The organism is Lactiplantibacillus dongliensis (assembly GCF_005405105.1).
Classification (GTDB): Bacteria; Bacillota; Bacilli; order Lactobacillales; family Lactobacillaceae; genus Lactiplantibacillus; species Lactiplantibacillus dongliensis.
In genome coordinates, this window is the sequence record NZ_BJDK01000004.1 from 75,361 (window position 1) to 100,819 (window position 25,459).

At 45.1% G+C, this 25,459-nt stretch carries 24 protein-coding genes, 1 pseudogene and 1 other annotated feature; of the genes and pseudogenes, 5 read left to right on the top strand and 20 right to left on the bottom strand.

Features of this window, described 5'->3' with window-relative positions:
• Positions 1-18: 18 nt before the first annotated feature.
• Positions 19-279 carry a hypothetical protein gene (locus FFM80_RS01800; RefSeq protein WP_137639256.1) on the bottom strand — a complete coding sequence of 87 codons (261 nt, stop codon included), beginning with the start codon at positions 277-279 and terminating at the stop codon, positions 19-21.
• 215 nt (positions 280-494) lie between these two features.
• On the opposite strand from FFM80_RS01800, the gene FFM80_RS01805 reads away from it, so the two are divergent.
• Positions 495-956 carry a YueI family protein gene (locus FFM80_RS01805; RefSeq protein WP_137639257.1) on the top strand — a complete coding sequence of 154 codons (462 nt, stop codon included), beginning with the start codon at positions 495-497 and terminating at the stop codon, positions 954-956.
• Positions 957-1,335: 379 nt separating this feature from the next.
• Here FFM80_RS01805 and gshAB read toward each other — a convergent pair whose 3' ends face one another.
• Positions 1,336-3,585, bottom strand: coding sequence for a bifunctional glutamate--cysteine ligase GshA/glutathione synthetase GshB (gene gshAB, locus FFM80_RS01810; RefSeq protein ID WP_137639258.1), 2,250 nt, complete (start codon positions 3,583-3,585; stop codon positions 1,336-1,338).
• Between the two features lie 193 nt (positions 3,586-3,778).
• On the opposite strand from gshAB, the gene FFM80_RS01815 reads away from it, so the two are divergent.
• From FFM80_RS01815 to FFM80_RS01825, 3 genes are all read left to right on the top strand, one after another.
• On the top strand, positions 3,779-5,059 hold the full coding sequence (locus FFM80_RS01815; RefSeq protein ID WP_137639259.1) for a replication-associated recombination protein A: 1,281 nt from the start codon (positions 3,779-3,781) through the stop codon (positions 5,057-5,059).
• A 465-nt stretch (positions 5,060-5,524) separates the two neighbouring features.
• Positions 5,525-5,809 carry a hypothetical protein gene (locus FFM80_RS01820; RefSeq protein ID WP_137639260.1) on the top strand — a complete coding sequence of 95 codons (285 nt, stop codon included), beginning with the start codon at positions 5,525-5,527 and terminating at the stop codon, positions 5,807-5,809.
• 66 nt (positions 5,810-5,875) lie between these two features.
• Positions 5,876-6,358, top strand: a complete 483-nt coding sequence (locus FFM80_RS01825; RefSeq protein WP_137639261.1) for a universal stress protein — start codon at positions 5,876-5,878, stop codon at positions 6,356-6,358.
• A 63-nt stretch (positions 6,359-6,421) separates the two neighbouring features.
• On the opposite strand, the gene FFM80_RS01830 is transcribed toward FFM80_RS01825, so the two are convergent.
• From FFM80_RS01830 to FFM80_RS01860, 8 genes and pseudogenes are all read right to left on the bottom strand, one after another.
• Positions 6,422-7,624 carry a hypothetical protein gene (locus tag FFM80_RS01830; protein ID WP_137639262.1) on the bottom strand — a complete coding sequence of 401 codons (1,203 nt, stop codon included), beginning with the start codon at positions 7,622-7,624 and terminating at the stop codon, positions 6,422-6,424.
• A 122-nt stretch (positions 7,625-7,746) separates the two neighbouring features.
• The gene (locus FFM80_RS01835) at positions 7,747-8,937 is read right to left on the bottom strand and encodes a hypothetical protein (RefSeq protein ID WP_137639263.1); all 1,191 of its coding nucleotides are present in this window, start codon (positions 8,935-8,937) and stop codon (positions 7,747-7,749) included.
• A 35-nt stretch (positions 8,938-8,972) separates the two neighbouring features.
• Positions 8,973-10,184 carry a hypothetical protein gene (locus tag FFM80_RS01840; protein ID WP_137639264.1) on the bottom strand — a complete coding sequence of 404 codons (1,212 nt, stop codon included), beginning with the start codon at positions 10,182-10,184 and terminating at the stop codon, positions 8,973-8,975.
• A gap of 21 nt (positions 10,185-10,205) precedes the next feature.
• On the bottom strand, positions 10,206-10,871 hold the full coding sequence (locus FFM80_RS01845; RefSeq protein WP_137639265.1) for a hypothetical protein: 666 nt from the start codon (positions 10,869-10,871) through the stop codon (positions 10,206-10,208).
• Between the two features lie 25 nt (positions 10,872-10,896).
• Positions 10,897-11,556 (bottom strand): zinc-ribbon domain-containing protein, encoded by a 660-nt coding sequence (locus FFM80_RS01850; RefSeq protein ID WP_137639266.1) that lies wholly within the window; start codon positions 11,554-11,556, stop codon positions 10,897-10,899.
• 27 nt (positions 11,557-11,583) lie between these two features.
• Complete coding sequence (locus FFM80_RS01855) at positions 11,584-12,585, bottom strand: PrsW family glutamic-type intramembrane protease (protein ID WP_171001012.1); 1,002 nt, start codon at positions 12,583-12,585, stop codon at positions 11,584-11,586.
• A gap of 15 nt (positions 12,586-12,600) precedes the next feature.
• Positions 12,601-12,675: pseudogene (locus FFM80_RS14790) on the bottom strand (zinc-ribbon domain-containing protein); the annotation flags it as partial.
• A 9-nt stretch (positions 12,676-12,684) separates the two neighbouring features.
• Entirely contained in the window at positions 12,685-13,275 is a 591-nt protein-coding gene (locus FFM80_RS01860; protein ID WP_171001017.1) for a DUF805 domain-containing protein, read from the bottom strand.
• 298 nt (positions 13,276-13,573) lie between these two features.
• Between FFM80_RS01860 and FFM80_RS01865 the strand changes: the two genes are divergently transcribed.
• Positions 13,574-14,290, top strand: a complete 717-nt coding sequence (locus FFM80_RS01865; protein WP_137639269.1) for a helix-turn-helix domain-containing protein — start codon at positions 13,574-13,576, stop codon at positions 14,288-14,290.
• A gap of 62 nt (positions 14,291-14,352) precedes the next feature.
• On the opposite strand, the gene FFM80_RS01870 is transcribed toward FFM80_RS01865, so the two are convergent.
• The 10 genes from FFM80_RS01870 to FFM80_RS01915 form a co-directional block, all read right to left on the bottom strand.
• A complete protein-coding gene (locus FFM80_RS01870) occupies positions 14,353-15,249 on the bottom strand; it encodes a helix-turn-helix transcriptional regulator (RefSeq protein WP_137634634.1) in 897 nt (298 codons plus the stop codon).
• Between the two features lie 456 nt (positions 15,250-15,705).
• A complete protein-coding gene (locus tag FFM80_RS01875) occupies positions 15,706-17,229 on the bottom strand; it encodes a glycerophosphodiester phosphodiesterase family protein (protein WP_223877279.1) in 1,524 nt (507 codons plus the stop codon).
• Positions 17,230-17,350: 121 nt separating this feature from the next.
• The gene (locus FFM80_RS01880; protein ID WP_137639271.1) at positions 17,351-18,463 is read right to left on the bottom strand and encodes a D-alanine--D-alanine ligase family protein; all 1,113 of its coding nucleotides are present in this window, start codon (positions 18,461-18,463) and stop codon (positions 17,351-17,353) included.
• A 101-nt stretch (positions 18,464-18,564) separates the two neighbouring features.
• The gene (locus tag FFM80_RS01885) at positions 18,565-19,593 is read right to left on the bottom strand and encodes a zinc-binding alcohol dehydrogenase family protein (RefSeq protein WP_137639272.1); all 1,029 of its coding nucleotides are present in this window, start codon (positions 19,591-19,593) and stop codon (positions 18,565-18,567) included.
• A 20-nt stretch (positions 19,594-19,613) separates the two neighbouring features.
• Positions 19,614-20,588, bottom strand: coding sequence for a DUF2785 domain-containing protein (locus tag FFM80_RS01890; protein ID WP_137639273.1), 975 nt, complete (start codon positions 20,586-20,588; stop codon positions 19,614-19,616).
• A 140-nt stretch (positions 20,589-20,728) separates the two neighbouring features.
• On the bottom strand, positions 20,729-21,664 hold the full coding sequence (locus FFM80_RS01895) for an L-lactate dehydrogenase (protein WP_137639274.1): 936 nt from the start codon (positions 21,662-21,664) through the stop codon (positions 20,729-20,731).
• Between the two features lie 538 nt (positions 21,665-22,202).
• Entirely contained in the window at positions 22,203-23,027 is an 825-nt protein-coding gene (locus FFM80_RS01900; protein ID WP_137639275.1) for a MetQ/NlpA family ABC transporter substrate-binding protein, read from the bottom strand.
• A 39-nt stretch (positions 23,028-23,066) separates the two neighbouring features.
• Entirely contained in the window at positions 23,067-23,756 is a 690-nt protein-coding gene (locus FFM80_RS01905; protein ID WP_137639276.1) for a methionine ABC transporter permease, read from the bottom strand.
• Positions 23,749-24,783, bottom strand: coding sequence for a methionine ABC transporter ATP-binding protein (locus tag FFM80_RS01910; protein WP_137639277.1), 1,035 nt, complete (start codon positions 24,781-24,783; stop codon positions 23,749-23,751). The genes FFM80_RS01905 and FFM80_RS01910 overlap by 8 nt, the downstream gene beginning before the upstream one ends.
• A gap of 62 nt (positions 24,784-24,845) precedes the next feature.
• Positions 24,846-25,084 (bottom strand) — a binding site (T-box leader).
• Positions 25,085-25,148: 64 nt separating this feature from the next.
• Positions 25,149-25,445 carry a glycine cleavage system H family protein gene (locus FFM80_RS01915; RefSeq protein WP_137639278.1) on the bottom strand — a complete coding sequence of 99 codons (297 nt, stop codon included), beginning with the start codon at positions 25,443-25,445 and terminating at the stop codon, positions 25,149-25,151.
• Positions 25,446-25,459 lie beyond the last annotated feature (14 nt).

Consider the following 25,459-nt stretch of genomic DNA (forward strand, 5'->3'; position numbering starts at 1 on the left):
TCACGTCCTTATCCTAAATTATCGTTTGAAAATCTTAGCGCCATAGTTCACCTGCGCATAATAGACCTTAGCACTACTCTTCTTCACTTTACTGAAACGCCATGTATATGTTCCCACACCACGCATATGCAGCCGCAAGATATTCTTCTTAAACGTCGTGCGTTCATGGAAGCCCCCTTCCGTTCCAGAAGCCGTGTAGTACCAAGTATGCCGCCGAATCGTCTTTGGTAGATACGTCGTCTTGGCATTAGCGGTAGCCGTTGACCAGCCTAGGCCCACCACCTAAACTCAATAAAGCCAGTAGCACCCAAATTTGCTTTTTCATTTTACCACGTCCCTCTCCGTTCAATTAACATGCCTCAAGTATAGATGATTCCTCACTTACTGACCAGTTGTTAAACAAAATTATCAGGGTGGGATTGCGCAGGACTTTCATCGCCTTTCCACTGAGAACATGCTACAATTAAGTGATTACCTGAGAAAGGATGTTTTCAATGGCTGACACAGAAAAGCAACCCGTTGATCGCCTACAAACTGCCATGCATGGGACGCCTAAGTTGCATCCCGACGAGCAGCGCAAGTATCTCGGCACCTTTCGTGAACGGGTCGAAGTTGCCGTGACCGTCTATCAGATCAAACGCCACCACTACGTCGATGAGCTGAATCGCGCGTTTGCAGCGCATCCAGATTACCGCTTACTCATCAACGGCAATTTGGACGAAGATATTCTCGGCCCGTACATGGCGGCGGTCGCTAAAGCGGGCGTCCAATTCACTTTAAAGACCGATAACATGTATCACACTGGTGATGACGACTATGCGCTGGTCTTTGCGACCAACACGGCGATTAATCAAGACGTGATTGATATCGAAAAGCGGTACCAACCAACTGTTGACGCTACCGCCAAGCCTAAGAAGTCAGGCGGTTTGTTTGATAAATTAAAAAAATTATTCTAACTACACTTGGTGCTAGCTGGTTTGAATTGCCACTCTGGTTGGGCCAGAATCGGCTGGAACGTGGTGGCCACGTTTTCGAGCCATAGTGCGGTCTCGAAAGCCAGGCTTTATCTAAGTCGGAAAATCACCGACCAAGATAAACGACACCACTGAGCCAATTCTGGCCCGCCCGCCGTTAACTAACGGCTATTAAAAAATTAACGATTGATTATTTCCAGTTCAGTCATTTAGCCAAAAGGTTAGTTCCTAAAATGGCCCATGGCATTCCAGCGTTTTAGGAACTAACCGGCAGGCCGCAATTTCAACTAACACTAAGCATACGCTAACTAAAAAAGTTCTCTTAACCTTAAAACGGTCAAGCGAACTTTTTTAGATTACCTTATTTCACTGGAAATAATTGATCCAATAACTGTTGGGCAACCGGTTGAGCATCACCAAACATTGGGAATTGATGCGGGTACAAGAACGGTGCCGCGTGAACCCCAAGATAAATCACCATTTCTGGATGTTCTGGCGTCAGTTCGGCATAAAGATTCGGAATCATCACGTCAAAGCCAGCAACTGATAACTGTAGCTTGGCCGCCAAATCCTCCACCGCGTCGATGTAAGACTGATGCATGTCACTCGTCGCATCTAAGACATCCGCCCCATTGCCAAATGTCGCATCTTCTCGTAATAAGATCTGCGTGCCACGTCCCACCACAGAATCCAAATCCAAATGATAAGACTGGAGCCGGTAGCGTTCAATCGTGCCTAATTTTAATTCCGATTGAGGATAGGCAAACGCCGTGCCCCGCAATGTCCGGCCATTTTTACGGTCAAGTAACGTTTGAACCGTTGAACGACCGTCACCCACAATATTAGCTGGCAAGCGTTCCACGATTGCTTGCACCTTGCCACCAATCACTAAGAACCGATAACTGGAAGCCACAATCAGCTCCTCAGCCATCACACTGTTCGTTTGTTCAAAGAGCTGGCGCACCACTTGTTCAAACAACACGCGCTTGGGCATGATTCGAAATGCGACAACCGCTTGATTACGGTCAGTCGCTTTGAGGACAATGCCACCAGCCGCATACCGATCGTAATCATCAATCAGCTGGTTCGCTGAACGATACGTTTGTGAGGCGGGGACTTGCACGCCATGCTCAGCCAATACTTGTTTGGCCGCTACCTTATGCGTTAGCACACTCGTCAAGGCTTGAGGATTCAAGTCCGTTCCGCTCCCATGAACCACTAATTGGGCCTGCTGCTGGCGGGTTAAGCGTAAAATACTAGCATTTTCGTCAACAATATCGACCTTAAGCCCTCGTCTTAATGCTTGTTCAGCCAACAATTGACTGGATAAATCAACACCCGTAAAGCCCGGCAACTCGAACGGCTTAGCTAAAGCTGCGGTCTGATAGGCTTGGGCTTGTTGGTTCGCCCAAGCTAACGGTTCCGCTTGCTGAGCAACTTGGGCACTTAAAATCTGCTTGGGATCACTGACCCGCGTCTTCAAATGCGTCAACAATACCCCATCACTCGCCGGCAAGCCTTGCTTAGTGACGAAATCACGCAATGCATCCAAGACTTGTAAGGCCGGTTGGGCTTGGGCACTAGCCGTTGTTGGATTCTCCGTCGTCACCTGAGCGGTCAAGGCGGCTGCTTGGGCACTAACTTGGGCAACCATCGCAGCTGGCAAGGCTGGCATCATCACAAAGTAACTCGCTAACAACCGTAGGAACGCCACTGCATTTTGATCGACCCCCGTGGCGCTAGTCGGATCTAAATCAAGGCCGCGGAACTCTAAGTAATACACGCCTTGCTTGGCAAGATTAGTGAGTTCGCCTTGGCTCCGAAACCGGACCGGCCCATCAAAATCACTGATCGACAGCAGTTGATGTTTACGCACGGCCGCTTGTAACGCCGCCACATAAGCGTCAATCGACGTATAGTCACCAGTCACGGCACTATAGCGACCGGCCGGACTGTGTACACTACTGCGTTGCCGTTTTGCCTTAGTAGCTTGAATCGTTAACGTTGGCGTGGCCCCAAACAAATATTGAATCAACCAATTCATCCGGACAAAACCTTGAGCCACTTTCAAATAGATGGCGTTCCGGAACTCAACGTAACTTGAATATTGTTGATGGAACGTTTCCGTATATAAACGCGTAAATAATTGCTCATTAAAACTTAAATTAACGTGAGTTCCGGTGGTCATCAGCTTCGTTATATCATACTGCTTAGCCTGCTGCTGACGCCGCTTATTCCCAATTGCATCGGTATTGGTTAACGGAATCTGGGTCAAGTCGGCTGGTAACACCGGCGTACTAGCTAAGGGCCACAAATAATCACCGGTTGCCAATGCTCGGCGTGCCGTCGTCGTTAATCCGGTTAGATAAGCCATCAAAGCGGCCAAATCTGGCATGGCTGGCGTACTAATCTTTAGTTGTGTCTGGGCAAACCCATGATGAATTTGGGCATTTTTTCGTTGATCGCTGAAAGCTTGCGGCACTGGTTGGGTCGACAATGCGCCCTGGGCATCAACGCGCTGCATGGTGACCTCCAACCCTAAATTCGAGTGACTCACTAGTGGGACTAAGTGGTACTGCTGAATTGCTTTCCCAACTGCATCTAATTCCATGACTATCCATCCTTATCGTGACTTTAATTTGATACCGTTGCATGCTAATTAAACTCGCTACTGATTGCGTACAAGTCCGACTAACTAGCATCAACGGGTGACCTGCTTGCGTACTTAAACCGATTACTCGGTCCAACTCCTTCTAAATGCTATAATAGTTGGGACTAGTTTTGCAAGGGAGGAATTCAAAAACATGCAACAGCCATTAGCTTATCGCATGCGACCACAGACGATTGAAGAAGTCGTCGGCCAGACGCAATTAGTTGGTCCTGGCAAGATCATTGCGCGGATGGTCAAGGCTAAACGCCTGTCGTCCATGATTCTTTACGGGCCGCCGGGTACGGGTAAGACCAGTATTGCCAGCGCCATTGCCGGTTCAACCAAGTATGCCTTTCGCATGCTGAACGCGGCTACCGATAGTAAAAAGCAGCTGCAAATCGTCGCTGAAGAAGCCAAGATGAGCGGCACAGTCATTTTACTCTTAGATGAAATCCATCGACTCGATAAAACCAAGCAAGATTTCTTACTGCCACATCTAGAAAGCGGCCGGATTATTTTGATCGGCGCAACTACTGAAAATCCATATATTAGCATCAATCCGGCAATTCGTAGTCGGACGCAGATCTTCCAAGTTTATCCGTTACAACCAGCCGACATCGAGATTGCCGTTAAACGCGCCTTAGCCGACGAACAGCGTGGCTTGGGTTCCTATCAGGTTGACCTGGAGCCAGCCGCCTTACACCACTTATGTACGGCAACTGACGGTGATTTACGGAGCGCGCTCAACGGTTTGGAGTTGGCAGTCTTATCGACCGCGACGTCACCGACTGATCACGTTAAGATTACGCAAGCCATTATTGAAGAATGCCTGCAGAAAAAAGCCTTATCCGCTGACAAAGACGGCGATGCGCATTATGATGTCATCTCGGCATTCCAAAAGTCGATTCGAGGCTCGGATGCTAATGCCGCCTTACATTATATGGCTCGTCTAATCGAAGCCGGCGACTTAAAGAGTCTTATGCGGCGACTATTGGTCATTGCCTATGAAGACATCGGCCTCGCCAACCCGCCTGCTTGTACCCACGCCGTCGCCGCCGTCCAAGCAGCGGATCAATTAGGCTTGCCCGAAGCTCGGATTCCACTGGCGAATGCCGTGATTGAACTAGCGCTATCACCGAAATCCAATTCAGCGATGGCTGCCGTTGACAGTGCGTTAACGAAAGTTCAGGCCGGACATTTCGGTGATATCCCTGCTGATCTCAAAGACGCCCACTATGCCGGCGCAGCTAAGTTAGGACACGGCGTTGGCTACGACTTTCCCCATGACCATCCTGGCGATTGGGTCGCCCAACAATACTTGCCAGACGCCATCAAGGGGGCCGAATATTATCAACCTAAGGCTAACGGTCGCTTCGAAACGGCGTTAGGTGAACAATATAAAAAATTATTAAAAGCCAATTCACGAAACCGTTAACATAGTGATAACCGCGTGAATCATTGCAACTTTTATTTTAATATGCTAGACTAATAGTCGAAATTACTAAGGTGTGCGCATTGCTCTAAACAAAGTGTTGCCGAACAATTAATACTACTTTGGGACTGACTACAGGTAGTCATCATAACATGCCTTATCATTTGGTAGTTAGGAGGCTATACAGTCGGTCCCACCTGCCTTGAAGCGGGTCAATACTGAAGGGCGATTAACGGCACTACTAGTTTTTCCGGAAGCTTGCTTCCGTGAGTCAGGATTCTTCCTGGCTCTTTTTTTGTAGAGTGTGAGGCAAAGCGGGTTGGGGTCGAGCATTGCCTAGCTAAGTCAACGACTCGGTGGGCTTTCCGAGTGGGTGACTTAGCGTAGCAAGCGGAGTCCCCAGCTTTGCCGAACACGTTTCAGCCACAAAAATCACCCCACCAAAACAAACGGAGGTCCACATAAAAAATGATCACAGTCCTACTAATCCTATACACCCTAATCGCCGCTTTACTCGGCTATTATTTAGTTAGTCATCAGTCAAAACCATTTCTAACTTTCGACCCAACTAAGACCCCCGCCGTCCGCACCATTGCCCGCTATGGCGGCAGCTTAATGTTAGTTGTTGCGGTCGCCAGTGCCATCACAATTTTTGTGCAAAGTACGGCTTTTATCGCGCTAACTTTAGCGAGTGGGTGTATCATCATGATGGGCGTTGGCCTATTTTTAATGAGTTTTATGGGGGAATCGTAGAAAACGCTTTTTATTTTTTACGAAAACCTTTACAATATAGTTATAAAGTATTGAGGGGTGAGAATGATGTTACAACAATACCAACACATCTTAGTTCCCGTTGATGGTTCTTATGAAGCGGAATTAGCATTTAAAAAAGCGGTCGCCGTTGCCAAACGGAATGGCCCCAACGCAGCAGTTCATATGGTGCACGTTGTCGATACCCGGGCCTTCCAAAACATTTCAAGTTTTGATACGACCATGGTTGAACAAGTTACCGATACGGCCCAAAAGACTTTAGACAAGTACGTTGCCGAAGCCAAGAAAGACGGTCTCGCTAACGTCGATTACTCAATCGAATATGGCGCACCTAAGACGATCATCGCCCGCGATGTTCCTAAGGACTTGGGCATTGACTTGATCATGATTGGCGCTACTGGGTTGAACGCCGTAGAACGATTACTCATTGGTTCAGTAACCGAATACGTCACTCGAATGGCGGTCTGCGATGTTCTCGTTGTTCGGACTGATTTGGAAAACAAGCCAGCACCGAAACCTAAGAAAAAGTAAATAAGTGTAAACTAAAAACGCCACCTGCAATTTTTGCAAGTGGCGTTTTTAGTTTATCGAATTTTAGTTATTACCAGGTTCGTATGGGTTTTTGACCGTTGCTGTCTTATCCCATTGGTTTAAGGTCAAATTATATTGATATTGTGTATAGTTGTTATCCTTAATATTATACTGGAACCAATTTGCGCCTGATACATAGTCTTCGTGTTGGGATGTAATTCCAGGCTTAAAACTTGCTGCTGGCGCATAAATACTGAAATAATTGTTTTCGTCATCCTGCATCGTATCACCATCTGCAGGAACTTTGACATTAGCTACCTTCCAAGAAGGCGAGGGCACATCTTTTTCTTGTCCATTAACCGTTCCAACTAATTTTTGCTGATAAACATATGGATTAGATGTGTCATACTTGTAATGCATGTTAGTATATAGTTCACCACCATAATAAACACCTAATGAGTAAGTATTGCCTTGCCGCAAAAACGTATTAAAATCCTCTTCATAAATGATAATAGGACTACGCTTACCGTCATAACTTGTCCAAGCTGGGGTACTGTCACTAGTTGACGCATTGGTTGATGAATCAGCATTGTTGTTTGGTTCAGTAGTCGCAACATTATTAGTATTTGTTGTCGAACTTGCATTATCAGTAGCCTTCAAATAGCCATGCCAAGTCCAACCACTAACCTTCTTATCAGCACTTGTCACAAAGTAGTACAAGTATTTCTTACCAGCCTTATAAACATAACGTTGCTGCGTTTGCGTATAGTTTTCACCAGTCTTCAAAGCTTGGCCGTTACTGAATTTAATATACGTATTGTCGCCACTTAATGTGTAAACTTTACCTGCTTTAGATGGCGTATAAGTTGTAGCGGTCGCTGTAGTCGCAGTCGTTGCTTGGAAGTTTTTTCCAGCCTTTAGATACTTGCTGTAAACCCAACCAGTTGCACCATTGCGACTATTTCTAACGTAATAATATAAGTATTGCTTACCATTCTTAGTAACCGCCGTCTTCTTAGAAGCTTGCCAAGTTGTTTTCGTATAATTCTTTAAAGCATGGTTTGCTTTAAAAGTTAGCTTCTTAGCTGTGCCTTTGAATTGGTAAGTCTTCCCTGTTTGACGTTGCGAATAATAAGCTTTTGATGAAACTTTAGTGATTTTACCCCGTTTGTACGTCGTTGCGGCATTTGCAGTCAAAGTGGTTGCGCCCATTGCTAACGTTGCTAAGACAGTTGCTGATAAAATTAAGCCTTGATTGTGTTTCATAATTTTTCCTCCAAATTAAACCTAATTGAGTCATATATAGTTACCATATGTCTGTTATCATGTTTTTATATAAACGTTTTTCGCTTTATGAAACAGTTGTTTCATAGTTTAACTAAATTACATCAATAATCAATACTATCAACTTGATCCCACTGATTAGTTCTTAAATTATATTTCCAGAATGTTTTTGAACCATCCATACTGTATTGAACCCAACTAGGACCAAAATCTTTATATGCATCAACATTATTAGTCTGGTATTCTGTTTGTTTTTCTGGTGCATTAAAGCTCATAAAAAATGCTTCATCTTCAACGTATAGTGCGTCCCCGTCTGCTGGGACTCGATCACCCACCAATACACTTAGTTTACCGTCAACGATACCTTCTGGAACAGCATAATTTGAATAAGGGTTATTGGGATTAGGGCCATAAGTTACATCAGTTGCTAGAACTAGCTTCGCATCTCCAACAACTGAACTATATAAACCCAAAGTATATTTATGTCCTGATTTAATATACGCATCAAAATCGCTCATCGGAATGCCGACACGTGCCCGCTGTCCATCATCAGTTGCCCAAACTGGCGTACTGTCATTTACTGAGGAATCAGTCGCTGTAGAATCCGTATTGTTAGTACCAGTTGTGGTTGTATTATTAGTATTAGCCGTCGTTGATGATGCTGAACCAGTACTACTATCTGCCTTCAAATAACCGTGCCAAGTCCAGCCACTAACCTTCTTATCAGCACTCGTCACAAAGTAGTACAGATACTTTTTACCAGCTTTATAAACATAACGTTGTTGTGTTTGCGTATAGTTTCCACCAGTCTTCAAAGCTTGGCCGTTACTAAATTTAACGTATGTGTTGTCACCATTTAACGTGTAAACCTCACCCGCTTTAGCTGGCGTATAAGTTGTAGCGGTTGTCGCAGTTGGAGTCGTAGCTTGGAAGTTCTTCCCAGCCTTTAGATATTTACTGTAAACCCAACCAGTTGCGCCGTTGCGACTATTCTTAACGTAATAATATAAGTATTGCTTACCATGTTTAGTAACCGTCGTCTTCTTAGAAGCTTGCCAAGTTGTTTTTGTGTAGTTCTTCAGCGCATGGTTAGCTTTAAAGGTTAACTTTTTAGCTGTACCTTTAAATTGATATGTCTTCCCCGTTTGCCGTTGTGAATAATAAGCTTTTGATGAAACTTTAGTAACTTTACTCCGTTTGTACGTCGTTGCAGCGTTTGCGGTTAGTGTGGTTGCGCCCATTGCTAGCGTTGCTAAGACAGTTGCTGATAAAATTAAACCTTGATTGTATTTCATGATCATAATCCCTCCAAAATAAATTTAGTTAACCTCTACTTAAAGCTTTCCCATTGACCTTTATCCAAGTTGTATACCCAATCAGTATACGAACCATCTAAATTATATTGAAACCATCTTGGACCATACATTTTGTATGCATCTTTATCACCGGTAGCATACTGCGTAGTTACTTCTGGTTTACTCAAACTGGCAAATACTTTTGTATTGCCCATCTTTTGAAACAATGCATCTCCATTTTTGGGTATCAACTGCACAACGTCGTCTGAAGCTTCTACGACAAAATCACTCCCATTAGCTGTCCCTTGTAATACATCGTAACGTGAATACGCATTGTTTTTTTCTGGCCCATAGGAAATATCGCTAACCAATACTAATGGATCTGGCAATGATGGCTCATCTGACTCTTCGGCATACAAGCCACCATTATATTGATGACCAGCCTTCAAATAAGCTTTTAGATCATTCATTGGAATGCCGACACGTGCCCGCTGTCCATCATCGGTTGCCCAAACTGGCGTACTGTCATTTACTGAGGAATCAGTCGCTGTAGAATCCGTATTGTTAGTGCCAGTTGTGGTTGTATTATTAGTATTGGTCGTAGTCGTTGTTGAGGCCGATGTACTACTATCTGCCTTCAAGTAACCATGCCAAGTCCAGCCACTAACCTTTTTATCAGCGCTCGTCACAAAGTAGTACAAGTATTTCTTCCCAGCTTTATAAACATAACGTTGTTGTGTCTGCGTATAATTTTCACCGGTCTTCAAAGCTTGACCGTTACTAAATTTAACGTATGTGTTGTCACCATTTAAGATGTAAACCTTACCCGCTTTAGCTGGCGTATAAGTTGTAGTGGTTGTCGTAGTTGGAGTCGTAGCTTGGAAGTTCTTCCCAGCCTTTAGATACTTACTGTAAACCCAACCAGTTGCGCCGTTGCGACTATTCTTAACGTAATAATATAAGTATTGCTTACCATGTTTAGTAACTGTCGTTTTCTTAGATGCTTGCCAAGTTGTTTTTGTGTAGTTCTTCAGCGCATGATTAGCTTTGAAGGTTAACTTCTTCGCCGTGCCTTTAAACTGGTAAGTCTTCCCCTTTTGCCGTTTTGAATAATAAGCTTTTGATGAAACTTTAGAAATTTTACTCCGTTTATACGTCGTCGCAGCATTTGCGGTTAGTGTGGTTACACCCATCGCTAACGTTGCTAAAACTGTCGCTGATAAAATTAATCCTTGATTGTGTTTCATAGTCTTTCCTCCAAATTTAACTTAGTTTGAACGATAATAGGTACCACCGTTAACTTTAATCGAACGGTGATTACTGCTTAACTTCCAAGTAGTTGTGTAATGTCGATCATCATGTGGACAATACGCATGTGTCTTATACTTATTTTTACCTAACTTCTGATACTTAACATTAATCCAAGGATGAGAAGTTGCAACCCAGCCAACAGTCCGATCCCAGACAACTACATGGTTCCTATAAAAATGCCAACCATACATTTTATTAACCCATTTATGTCGCAATACTTTTGGCGTCCCAGTATGCCAAGCAGGCGCTTTGGCCAGTACAGTCTTGTGAGTTGGCAGTCCCGTATTATTATATTTAGTAAAATGACCACCATCTAACGTTCCAAACAACGCACTAATTTTCACGTATTTACCGTGTCGCACCAAAGTGAATGTGTCCTTACTTCTAGCACCCGGTAACGTTGTAATCACCGTGCGTTTAGCAGACTCAGATTTCAAATGTGGCAATTGTAACTCATAGCCATAGCCACCCCGCTTTAAAATCGACTTAGCTTGTTTAAACGAAATAGCTTTAGTTGCGGCTTGAGCGTTCATACTAGTTCCAATTGAACTAACAGCCGGTACTAATAAAACCACCGCAGCTGGTAAAACTAATCCCCGTCGCAGTCCTTTTAACCTTTGCATCTTGCTTCAAATCCCCCTTTATTCATTAATAATCACTATCAGTCGTAAAGTCGTACTTCACCTCCCCATCTTGGGTAGTGTAAAGAGAACGATCCGTATTTTCCGGATTCATAAATCGAACGCGAACGTCACGCAAATCAGTCGGCATCTTTTTAGACATTTCAGTTGAAATATCTTCAAAGTCGCTAACATATGATTTTAATCTACCCGCACTAGCATAACCATTAACGACATCATCAGCCCGGTCGTAAAGCGTTGTCCCTGAATTAGCAACTAGATCCAGTTCATTGTTTTCTTTACTATAATAGACCGTGACTTCATCCGCCCCTAAAATATCATCGGCAACATCACCACCGATATTCGCTAATTGTTGCTCCGTTAAATGATTTCGTTTATATGTTTGATAACCTTTTACTCCGAAGAAACCCACTAGCAACAAAATGATGAACCCAATCACAATCACAGTCATGCCACAACCGTCATTATCTTCAGCATCACCATCAGCCGTTTTCTCAGTTGATACTCGTTGTGCCTGGTTCACATCATCAGTTGCCGTTGTTTCATCAGTTGGCGCTTGACTGTCCATAGTCGCCGTAGCTTCATCATCAGTTTGTTCGGCGCCGCACCGCGTACAAAATTTTGTTCCTGGCGACAGTTGCTGACCACATTTGATACAGTATTTCATTCTCAACACCCCTAAAAGTTTTCTAACTTACGCTCCCGTGCGCAACGTTCGAATTTCACGTAGCCCCGCATTAATCAAGACCAATACCGTCACCCAGGCCACAATGATCAACAAACCGATTCGCACCCATTCAAATGGCAAGGGCATGTCCCAGAGTGCATGCAACACGATCGTTAACCCGAAGAACCGTAAAAATCGGCCATCACGAAACATCGGCCCTGCTAACGGTCGATCCCCTTTAACCATCACCAAGGCAGCGCCATTAATCGTGCCCCATAGTGTATGGGTTCCAAGTGAACTAATACTGCGCACTAACAACACTGACAGGCCCAAGTCTTGGGCATATCCAGCCGTTTCAAATGCTGCAAAGCCAGCCCCGATGGCCGCGCCAATCAGTAACCCATTTAAAATAAACCGGGCTTGAATTCGCTTAACATAGTACGCAATCATCACTAACTTACCGGTCTCTTCAATAAACGCCACTAGAATCGCCGTCAATACCGTTAAATTTTGAATACTCACTAATTGGTAAAGGACCATCGTCGTCAACACCGAGGCCACCCCGCCAACCATGAAGATCTTCGTCACTTTAAAAATACTGATATTTCGAAAGGTATTAATTTCAAAAAACATCATTAATAATGAAAACGGTACGGCTAAAGCACTCATAAAGATCAAACTGATATACATCTTTTCGCCATCGAACAGAAAATAGCTCCCTGCTAAAATGGCAATCGTTAAGGCAAAAATTAATAGCACCCGAGCGAATAGCCAAGGCTTGACCGGTGAATCGCTCACGGTTGCCAAAGACGGCGTTGTCGTTTGCGTCCCACCAATAAATAACTGCTCAGCTGCCGCTTCACTATGTGTCTTGAACACTTCACTAAACATACTACCTAACTTAAGCGGCACCTTCCGCCGCTGCCCCGTCCAACTATTTAACTGGGTCGTCGCTGAATCCAATAGATTCGGATTCACCGGTGCGGTTGATTTTGGACTGGGCTCGGCTGGTGTAACAGTCGGTTGCAACTGGCTCACATCAAACCCGCAGTGCGTACAAAAATGAACGCCCGGCGTTAAAGGTAAGCCACAATTTGGACAAAATAGAGTTGTTGGCATCGGTCTGTCCTAACCGAAACGATTGGCTTGAGTATCACCAGGTTTGCAGATTAAAATAATGAGATAAATCCAACCGATGACTGGTAATAAAACCCAAAAATAATTGGTGAATGAATAATTGCTATCATGCAATCGCCGACTAAAACTCGTTAAGCTTGGGACGGCAAAAACAAGCGTGACCAGTCCCATTAACACATTGCTATTGATTGACAAGTCGATGATTAGCACAGCCACATAAACAATCATATAGCCTAGATAAGCCCACCAGAAGTTGGCCCGGCTCATCCGGCCATTGAAACTAACATAGTTTTGAAAATATTGCTTCATGGCACCAATCAAGCCCAAATTACTCTGATAATCAATTGGCGCATCCGGAGCAACACTAGCTGTGGCAGCTTGACTACGCGTGGCAGTTGGCGTCACCGGCGTTGTGTTAGTTACTGTCTCATTGCTAACCGGTACCGTTTGGCTAGGTTGTGCCGTTGGCTGAGTAGTATCAGTCGTGGCCGATTCCCCCGCAGTACTGAGATCAAACCCACAACTAGGACAAAAATGGGCTGGCGCCTTAACCGCCGTGCCGCATTTAGGACAAAAATTCATATAAAAGCCTCCAAAATTTGTTTTACTTTTGTGAACAGTGCAAGATAAATAACCGGCATTAGTCATTAACATCGTCCAACGCCCCACTGTCACGCCTAAACGCGTCAGCGATTAATCAGAACCTTTGTTACCGATATGACAGTCTTATTCCAGCCTAAATTCACTAAACTTACTTAGCCATAAGTATAAGTCACCTGTTTTACTTTTGCAATCACTTTTAACACCGTTTAAACCCTGAATCCTAGGTGACACCGGGGTTTCGTTGCTATACTAGTTAGATACAAGCGGGGTGAAATCGATGCAAGAGGCAACATTTGGTGATAGTTTAAAAAAGATCCGACTTAGCAAGGGCGATTCTGTTCGTAAAGTTGCCCTCTACGCCGGTATCTCCGCTTCGTACTATTCCCAGATTGAAAACAACAAACGTCAGATTCCTAAACCAGCAACGCTACGTAAAATTGCGACCGGCTTACATATCTCAGAAACTGAAATCTTCAAATTAGCCAACTTAATTCCAGCCGAGTCATCAGCCGCCAAACCAGTTATTCACGTCAGTGGGCTAAGGATGCCAGCTGACGTCGATTTACCAGGACGCAAGCCGACTCAATCAGCCCAAGCTAATAAAATCGGCTTAACGAATTCACATCAACAGTTGCACTACCCACTCAGCACCCACGTTAACACGCAACTACCACCTTGGCAGGCTCAAGCTGAAACGATCCAGTGGCTTAAAATCACGGATACCAATCTCGTGATGCTCGGGATTTTAAAAAGTGACCTGGCCGTTATTAGTACCGCCGCGAAAGCTTGCCAACTCATCCCCGAGTCGCCTAAACTAATGGCATTCAACTTAACAACCGCCAAAACGACCGTCCGTCAAACCTTGATAACGACCGATCAGCAGGTGATGCTGACCACCGGCTTACCAACCGAAAAGCCATTATTCTTGACCTTGACCGAATTTAAACACCAATTGGCCGGTGCGGTAATCAATCTCTACCGCGACCTTCACTAAAAAACGCCCGTAGTCCTAGTCCTTAAGGAGACTAGTACTACGAGCGTTTTCATTTCATTTAGCTAAGCTTCCTTCGCCACTTGCAATGGCGCAATATGATAAGCCGCCATTTCTTTAATAATTGTTTGCGTTAATTTCGCGTTATGCGTCACCAGGCTCAGCGCATAAGCCACATAATAATGGTCATGGGCTGACTGTACATCGTTTAAGACGACTTCATTGGCTGCCTTTTGCGCATATAAGCGATCCAGCAAGTACAATGACTGACTATCCTGGGCCTTTTGTAACGCCAAGTCAATCAACTCTAAGGCTTCTTGGGGGAAGTTGATTTTTGCGTACAATTGAGCCGCGGACGCATAAATCAAAATCTCGTTTTGTAGGTAATCATCGTCACCCATCGGCAAGGCCTGGGCGTCCATCGCATGTAGCGTGCCGACCGCTTGCTTCACGAAGATCTCCGCTTTATCATACGATTGCTTGCGCTCATATGCTAACCCAGTGCCTAGCGTTGCTAGAATGGCATACATATCATGGCTCGACTTAACGAATTGGTTGAGCAGCATGCCAAAGTTGAAGATGGCTTCATCAGGATTATTGTTGAGTTCCAATTGAATGTAGCCTTCATAATAGAAGTACTGCTTTTTATCATTCGTACTCCGTAACTGCTTAGGCCGAATCTTCTCAAACACGGCCGCCGCCGCTTCTAATTGTTCATGTCGAATTAAGCTATCAATTTTTTTGAACGTCCGATATAACTGATCGTCATTTTCAATGATAACCTCTGATAATCGGATCCCCAAACGATTACAAATTTTCATCATAATCTTCATACTAGGAATTTTGCTTTTCTTTTCAATTAAGCTAATCGTGGCTTGCGTACAAATCCCCTCAGCGAGTTCTTTTTGTGACATGCCTTTGCGCTTCCGGAACTGCCGTACTTTTTCTCCCAATATTCTCATGTTAAACCCCTCTTTTTTATTGCCTGTTAAACCTAACCGCTAACTTAATCACCGGTCGACCCGACCCCACTCGCAAGCCGACCGTCGCTTGTCACCTAATCAATCCTCTCAAAGATCAAAATAATCAGTTGTCAACTATCAAATTGGACAATACCAATTACGCATATTATTATATTCAGATAAAACATAATACGCAAGAAATAAGATTAATTCTTATTTAATATTAAGTTATATCATGGTTTATAGTTCAGGTCACTCATTAATTATCAAGTACCCCGATTAGTTATGCAAACTAATTTAAGACCTGTAAGCTAAACCACTAGGGTCACTGAAATCAACCAAACCAAGGGTTCAAGCCAGTTGGTTCCCGTCAAGTAAAGCCACTTACGAATCTAATTGCCGCCGCTTGCTCACGCAAAAAGGCACAACCAATAATTAGTTGTGCCCCTCATAAAATTATAATAAATTAAACAACCAGTTAATAAGTTGAACAGTATAAACCTGACGTGTACGGGTCATTAATCGCCGCAATTGTCCCGGCTGATTAGTAATAATCCCGTCAACGCCCAGCACCGCTAACCGTTGCTGGGCCAACTTGCCATCTGGGGTCCAGACATAGACTGGCTTACGCTGGCGCGTCGCCGCTGCCAACTGTTCCCGCGTCAACGTTAAGGCTTGCAAGGAGTAAAAGTCGGCCGCATTGGCACTGAAGCTAGTTAGATTAAACGGTGTGATATAACCCACGCGTAATTGCGGATCATGCTGCTTTAAACGTGTCACCACTGCATAGTCTAAGGAGTGAACCTGACTTCCGGCTCGACGCAACGGTTGCGCATAAGCTTGACCAAACGGCGCCATTAAGTCTGCTGCCGGGCCGACCGCTTTAATTTCAACTAGTAATGGCTGGTGCAACTGGCGAGCGGCTCGCAGATACTGTTTAAACGTGCTTAATTGCCCGCGCTCGCCATTCTCCCATAGCGGCAGTCCAATTAACTGCTGTATCCGATAATCGCGAACGGGCCCTCGACGTTGGCTCAGATGACTTAGCGTTGGATCATGCATCACGACCCAATGCTTATCTAAGGTCGGTTGAATATCCATTTCGACCGCCGCCGGATGGGTGGCCTTAACCGTCCGTCTTAAAGCGCTCGTCGTGTTTTGGACGCCATTGTGGCCATCAACCCCACGATGCGCAATAATCGCTGGTGCGGTCGTTACCGTCCCACTGAGCCACCAACCTGCAAAGACTAGGCTAACTAACAATAATAGCCCGCTAACTAACCAAGCTGGCCGCTTACTGTTAGTTGGTCGCTGGATTGCCGTAGCCAGACCAGCTAATAGTAAAACGAGCAACTCCCACAACAATCCGGCTAAGACTAGCCAACTCGTTAGTTGACCAATCATCGGGTTTAACCGCTCAATACCAAATGTTAGGCCAACCCCGATTAACGCTGAGATCACCCAGCATCCTAGCCAGCGCAATAATTTAATCAACTGCCAGACGACCTGCCAAAAGGACTGGTGCCAGCCAGCTAACCACCACCGGCGCCAACTCGTCGGCTGTTTGAACTGCTGCCAAGTACTCGGTAACCATTTAAAGCTGCTTAACCAGAGTAACCCCCAGATGACCCCAACAGTCGGCCCCCATTGATAACGGGTCGTAAAGATGGCGTTCTGCAGTGGCGCCGATAACGTTAGTCCAGCTTGCAAGGTCGCCGTATAGCCACCCCAGCCGAATGGTAACCAAATGAGTCCTAACACTAGTTGTAGGCTCCAAATCAACCAGAACGAGCGATTGAATCGCCAACGGGTTACACTTAACGGCAAGCAGAGACTCAGCAGACCCAAGCCGACTAATGCCGACCAACCACCGAAAGCCACCCCGACAACTTTGACCAACAATGCTAGGCATACTAAAGCTAGCCACGGTCCTGTCAGTTGCCATTGTCCCCGCATTAAAATCTGCCAATACCGTTGCATCAATCTGCCTCCTCAAAATACGTTTCAATAGCTATTATATCGGAAATACCCACCGACTTAAAATCGACAAAAAAGCGGTGCAGATAGCTAACTATCCACACCACTACTAAACAATGCCTAACTATTCAGCGTCCAACGCCACAAAATCATAATGAATGGCGGTTTGCCGCTTATATTCATCAAAGCCTAATTCGATCAACTTATCAATCAAATCAGAATAGCCAATCCCTGAAACTTCCCAGAGTTTTGGATAAAGACTGATATTGGTAAACCCAGGCAACGTATTAATTTCACCCAAATAAGGTTCGCCATCTTCCGAAACTAAGAAGTCGACCCGTGCCATGCCTTTTAAGCCGAGTGCTTTAAAAGCACCCAGTGACATGTTTTGAATCCGTTTCGTTAAGTCCGCTGGTAATTCCACTGGCAATTCAAATGAAACGCCACTAGCATCAACGAACTTGTTGTTGTAGTCATAAAAGGTATCTGACTTCGGTACATCGATGGCCCCTAGCTTCGAAGCTTTAGCGTCTTCGTTCCCTAAGATCGAACATTCGACTTCCCGCGGATTGTCGATGGATTCTTCAACTAAGATCTTAAAATCATACTTGAAAGCATCGGCTAACCCATCTAAATAGTCCTGTTCGTTTTCAGCCTTGTGAATCCCGACTGATGAGCCTTGGTTCGCCGGCTTGATGAATAAGTGCGGCCCAACTTGTTCACTAACAGACGCATAGGTCATCTGATCACGGTTTTCTGGTGTGACAACGACGTACTTCGTGTTTTGAATATGATGATGCGTCAAAATTTGTTTGGTTATATCCTTATCAAAACTAGCAGCGGAGGCTAAAACCCCACTCCCAACGTAAGGCTTCTTAAGTAGCTTAAACAAGCCTTGTAACGTCCCATCTTCACCTAAATTCCCATGCACGACTGGATAGAAAATATCAATATCCTTAGCGTGGGCTAAGTTCTTGATTGGCGCCAATGGATCACGCATATCGATGGTCGGCATGACTTCGGCGACGACTTGATCTTCAGGTTCCCCCGCAAAAATGCGTTGGGTCGTAGCGTTATCTAATACTACCCCGTCTTTAGTCAACAAGAATAAGTCAACGTCATATTTACTTTTGTCCATGGCATCATAAATGTTGTGTGCTGAACGCTTTGAAACATCATGTTCCGAAGAATTCCCGCCAAACAACAAGCCAACGTGGATCTTTTTTTGTGTCTCCATTATTAAGTTCATCCTATCAAGATTTATTTCATATTACGGCTTATCTAATTCTACAATATCTCATCACAATTGGAAACATTTTTGCAATCTTGGTAACGCTTTTATCCATTAAATGGCGCGGTTAAGACTAATTTTCCAAGCATTTGGCCAGTTTCCACAATCTCATGAGCTTGTTTTAAGGTCTGCGCACTAATTCCGGTTAACACCCGTTGTGTGGTTGGTTTGATAATCCCGGCATCCGCTAACGCCGCGACCCGGGCCAACATCATTCCTTGAGTCGCCATCTCTGAGAGTTGATAATTAGCTTTAGTGAACATGAATTCCCAAGCAAAGTTCAAACTCTTCGGCTTTAACAAGTCCATCGGCAAGGGCTTGGCATTAGTCACCACCGCTGCAATCGTACTTAACGGCCGCATCAATGGTACAACTAACGGTAGATACAAATCAGTCGAATGTAGCAGTAACGCACTATCGACTTGCTTTATTCCCGCATCGGCCAGTTGGGTTCCTAAATCATCATGATAATCCAAGACAATATCGGCACCCAGATTCTTGACCCACGTCGTTGTTTCCGGACGGCCAGCCGTGGTCACGACCGTTAACCCCGCCCACTTAGCCAGCTGAATCGCAATCGAGCCGACGCCACCAGCACCATTGACAATTAACACGCTATGGCCACAGTTCGCATCTTTTTCAGGCGTCCAGCCTAACTTTTCGAACAACCCTTCCCAAGCCGTCAAAGCAGTTAGTGGCAGTCCAGCTGATTCAGTGGCCGCCCACTTTTTCGGTGCTAAGGCGACTAAGCGTTCATCGACCAACTGGTACTGCGCATCACTACCGGGCCGATCCACTGCGCCAGCATAATAGACGATATCATCCGTCATCACACTCGTCACCCGTTCACCAACCGCCAACACTTGCCCGACTGCATCAAAGCCCAGAATCCGCGGTGTCGCTGTTTTCGCTTGAACCTGGCGCTGCTTGGTATCAATGGGATTGACTGAAACCGCTTGAACAGCGACTAAGATATCGCGTCCCGTTGGTTGGGGCACCTTAACGGTTAAGTCTTGCAACGCCTGTGGCTCGCTAAGTGGTAAGCCTTGATATAATCCGACTGCTTTTGCTTCCATCCTAAAAAACTTCCCTTCGCCTAACCTAAAAATTCTAATTCTTCATCCAAGTAATCTGAAACAACGGTTGGAAAATCATCATGTAACGCCATCGCTTCTAATAACCGATTCCGATTAAAGATCCGGGTCCACATCAGGGAAGAATCGGGCGCTGGCTGCATGACGAGATCCTGATGCCAGTTTTTAAAGGCCATCAACAAGTAATCCGTATACAGCTCATCTTTACTCGTAATCATCGCTAAATAACTGGATAAGCGTTCCGGTTCTCCAAAGATCAGCGGCGTAGACAGACGTTCGTAACACTCAATCAAGGTTGCTAACATCATCAGTTTATCGGCCCGCGCCAACCGTGGCTCTTCACCAAGCTCGTCTAATAAATTGCTGACATGGGTATAGGCATGCGCCCAGCCATGGTCAGCGACGTAACCGCGGGTATCTTTTTCCATCACTAAATAAGCACACACTTGCTGTACCAATTGTTCCAAGCGCGCCGTCGTCATAAAGTGAAAGCCCGCGTGATCCGCATAAACTAACACCGATAAGATTAAGATTGAAAATGACCGTTTAAAGACAGCATCGTTCTCCGGTTCATCAATGTGGTCAAATAATTGGTCATCTTGAATCAAAGTATCAAAAATCAGACCAAGTTGATCTTCACTTAATAATTGTTGTTGTAACGCTTCATTTAATAAATAATAAACGCCATGGTCCCGAATATCGGGATCAAGCGACCCAATGTGGGCTAATAATTGCTTAATCTGTTCGTCAGTTACCGTGGTTACTGAACCGGCTTGAAAGCCATCCCGTAACCCTTTCACTAACGCTTGGACCTCCCCATCCGGCACATCGATGACCGTACTGGCGGGTACCCGGGCTTGCTGATCAATCAAATAGCCAATCCGCTGTGGCAATGATTGGTAGAGGTCACCGGCTCGCAAATGCTGGCGTAACGTCAACACGTCTGCTTTTAAAGTTGTTAATTTTTGTTTATCCATACGTGACTCCTATTGCTCAATTTAATCTCTATTTTAGCATGCTTAGCCTGACTTTCACATTGCTTACACACTCAACCAACGCAAAAAAACGGCGCCTGGCAAGCATTGGTCGCTCCCCAAGCGTCGATCTAGATTATTATTTAATTTTTAACTGGTTGTGGTAAGACATCCACATTCTTCTTAATAAACTTAGCTGAAGCCGTCAACGCGGTCTTTTCTGCCGCCGTTAAATCCAAATGAATCAACTGTTCAATCCCGTTTTTACCAATCACCGCTGGCATCCCAACGTACGTGCCATATTCAGGATCAAACGCCGAGACTGGGCAAGCGAGTTGTGCATCGGCACTAACCGCTTCGGCTAACCGGACCCCACAGGTGGCAATTGCAAAGTTGGTATAGCCCTTCCCGGCCATAACCGCAAATGCGCCTTGGCGAGCGTCTTCTTCTAATTGATCGAGATCCAAGTTTTGCTTAGCTTGGAAGTTCGCAATCGGTTCCCCATTGACCCGCACTGTTGACCAGGCCACGAATTGAGAGTTACCATGTTCGCCATAAACATAACCGTGCACATTTTTACCATTCGTTCCTAATGCTTGGCCAACGTACTTTTGCATCCGGGCCGTATCCAAGAACGTCCCGGTCCCAAAGACCCGGTTGTGTGGGAAACCAGTTAAGCGTTGTAAATAATCGGTCATGACATCGCAAGGATTCATAATATCAATTAAAATCCCCTTGAAACCAGAAGCCACAATCTTCGGCGCAATATCACGCACGATTGCCTGGTTAGAATCATATTCCCCAAACCGACCTTTGGAACTAGTCATATCAATCGCCTTAATATTGCCAGAAGCGACGATCAAGACTTCGGCATCGGCCAAAGCAGCATAGTCATTTAAAACAATTTTAGTGGTTGAGGCTAAGCGTGCCGACGCATCCTCCAGATCAATCTTCTGAGCTTGCGCCAAGGCTTCATTATGATCAATCAATACCAATTCATCGACCGTTCCTTGTTGAACTAACGTATACGCGACTGTCGCGCCCACTTGGCCTAAGCCAATCACACCATATTTACGCATGCTTACTAACTCCATTCTGAGATGTATTTAATCAGTCCGTTTTAAATGAGTCGTTGCTTGTCGCCGACCGGTTGGCCCCAGCAATGCTGGAACGTGGTGGGCACGTTTTTGAGCCAAAGTACGGTCTCAAAAGCCGGCCTTGACCTAACCTGAGCAACCCACTCAGCTAAGGTCAATTTCACCACTGAGCATTGCTGGGACCGCCCTCACGGCTAAAAATCAATTGATTCTTAACTAGCCGTGAGGTCATCGAAAAAAATACTCAGCCGTGTCGTTGGTCTTGGTACGGTGGTCTACCGGACCTAGACCAAGGTCAGTTTTGAAGACCGCTGTTTGGCTTCAAAATGACCCACCGCGTTCCAGTATTTTTTTCGATGACCGGTAGGCGAAAAACAACCATCCAATCCCACTGATTTAACCCTCAATAGCGTACCTTGCAACTGCTACAAAGTCAAGCAGGGCGCGGTCTCATTAGATTTTAATGTATTAAAAAAGCCAGCCATAAATCTGGCTGACTTTTATAAATGATAATCAGTTATTAGTTACCTGAAACTGGTAAGATGGCACCCTTGTACTTCTTCTTAATCCAAGTTTGGGTACTCTTTGAACGTAAGGCCTTCATTAATTTCTTAATGGCAGGTTTGTTTTGATCACCTTTACGGACCGCAATAATGTTAGCATATGGCGAGTCTGATTTTTCAAGGGTAATCGCATCTTTGCTAGGATTCAAACCAGATTGAACGGCGTAGTTGGCGTTGATAACGACCGCGTCCCCTTCGTTGTTCTTGTAGAATTGAGGCATTAACTTTGCTTCGTATGAATGCTTAAACTTCAAGTGCTTCTTATTCGTCTTGATATCATCAAAACTAGCAGCGGTTAACTTGGTCCCCTTCTTCAAGGTAATCAAACCAGCATCTTTAAAGATAGTTAAGACCCGACCATAATCAGCCACGTTGCTGCTGACCAAGACTGTCGCCCCATCTTTTAAGTTCTTCAAGTTCTTAACTTTCTTGGAGTAAACGCCGATTGGTTCCAAATGTACGGCACCGGCTGAAACTAAGGTACCGTGGTTTTCCTTGTTCCAGTTATCCAAGAATGGAATATGCTGGAAGTAGTTGGCATCTAATTCCTTAGATGCTAACGCTTTGTTTGGTAAGACGTAATCTTGGAAGACTTTGATCTTCAAGTTGACGCCTTCCTTTTTCAATTCCGGTTGGATGTGCTTCAAGATCTGTGCGTGCGGTACCGCTGAAGCGCCGACCGTAATTGTCGTTGTTTTACTTGATGATGACTTGCCACAACCAACTAACAAGAATGCAGTTGCTGCAATTGCTAATAACCCTAAAATTCCCTTTTTTCGCATTGAAAATGCCTCCTATGTGGTTTTGAATCCTAACTTAATTTAAGCGCGTTTATCAATATGCTTGACGGCTAAGTCGCCTAAGAATTGGAAGATAAACACGATGATCACAATAATAACCGTTGCGACTAAGGTAATCGCATTGTTGTTCGATTGGAACCCATCTTGGTAAGCCAAGTTACCAAGACCCCCAGCCCCAATCGCCCCGGCCATCGCGGTATACCCAATCAACGAAATCGTGGTCACCGTGATTCCGGAAACCAACGCCGGCATACTTTCTGGCAACAAGACCTTACGAATAATCTGCCAACGCGTCGCCCCCATTGATTCAGCCGCCTCCACGACTCCATGATCCAATTCATGGAAGGCTAATTCAACCATCCGTGCGTAAAACGGTGCGGCGGAGATGATCAGTGACGGTAACGCTGCGCGAGGACCGATAATCGTCCCGACTAGCTTCTGCGTAATCGGCAACAGTAAGACGATTAAAATGATAAATGGAATGGACCGAAACACGTTCACAAACAAGGCCACGACCCAGTTTAACAGCCGGACCAGCGGATTGTGACTGTCAGTGGTCTCGAATAATAGCAAGCCTAGTGCAATCCCTAGAATAGCGACCACAATCATTGACACAATCGTCAGCCACAAGGTCTCCCAAGTGGACGTCAGCATGTTACCCCAATCGACATTAGAAAATTGGAAATAAGAACTTAACCCTTGATCATTCACGATTGAGGACCTCCGTTTCAACTCGTAGTTTTTGTAAGTAAGCTAGCGCGCCATCAATATCAGCCGGATCGCCGGTAATTTGAATGTAAAGCGACCCAATCGCGCCTTCTTGCGTTTGATGAATATTACCTTCAATGATGTTCAAATCTAAATTGCCATATTGCTTCAACATCTCGGAAACAATCGGTAGTTTGGCTTGATCGCCGTGGAACGTCAACTGAACGATGGTGCCTTTCGGATATTTGGCCACCAACTGTTCAACGACCGCGGTCGTATCGTGCAACGATGGCGTCACTTCTTCATTCACGAAGCGCTTCGTCACGGCTTGCTTTGGTCGTTTGAAGACTTCTAAGACGGGACCTTGTTCAACAATCTTCCCATCTTCCATGACCGCCACGTGATCAGCAATCTTACGAATCACATGCATCTCATGGGTAATCAAGACGATGGTTAAGTTTAATTTCTTATTAATATCTAATAATAAATCTAAAACTTCATCGGTCGTCTGGGGGTCGAGCGCACTGGTAGCTTCATCTGAAAGTAAGATTTGCGGATCGTTGGCCAACGCCCGGGCAATCCCGACTCGTTGCTTTTGACCACCGGATAATTCTGATGGATAGGCTTGTTCACGGCCAGCCAACCCAACCAAATCAGCTAAATGTTCGGCTTTCTTTTGCGCAGCGGCTTTGCTTTGACCAGCAATCTCTAGCGGGAACATGATATTTTGTAAGACCGTCCGTGACCAGAGTAAATTAAAATGTTGGAAAATCATGCCAATCTTATGGCGCTGCTCGCGTAGCTTCGTCCCCGTCAACACCGTAATTTCGACGCCGTCAATATCAACGCTACCGCTAGTCGGGGTCTCCAGGCCGTTGAGCATCCGGACCAGCGTACTTTTACCAGCCCCGGAATAGCCGACAATGCCGTAAATATGACCGTCTTCGATGCTTAAATTAACATCTTGAACGGCATGGACCGCGCCTTGCTTGGTCGCAAATGTCTTGGTCACATCTTTAAATTCAATCAAGTTATCTCCTCCTTATGCACAAAAAAACTGCTCGTCGTATTAACAATAGTTTGCACTATCATCAATAGGACGAGCAGCTTGGTCTCGCGGTACCACCTATCTTTACAAGCTGTTCACACAACTTGTCTCAAGAGTTAGTTATAACTCCGCACGATAATGGGTGCACCCAAAACTGGCTAACTTACGCTCACCAATTTACATTGATTCAAGACCATCTTCTGTCGTTCGTTTAATCTCATTCCACCAACCTGAGACTCTCTAAATAAACAAAACCACATACTCATCTTTTCAAAATGACATTTTTTAATGATTTATTAATGTGTCGAGTATACCGAGCAGCTCACTAATTGTCAAGCGTTCACTAATTAGTCAACGTCGATTAACCAAGCAACCCCGTCTTCAACACTGTTCAACGCCGCACAATCCGCTTTTAAAGCCGGATTAACTGCCACGACTGTCCCGTTAATTGGACAGTTAAATTCTGAGACGGCCTTAGTCGCTTCAACACTTAGAAAGGCATCTTTTTGAGTGACTTTATCACCAACTGCTGGTAGTTCAACATACTTCACTTCGCCCAAAGCTTCGTGAGCGGCGGCCGTTAGCCCAATCCGCGTATGACCGTCAGTATCCTTAGTCCAAAAATAAGTTGCGTCTTCACTCATTGATAACACCAATC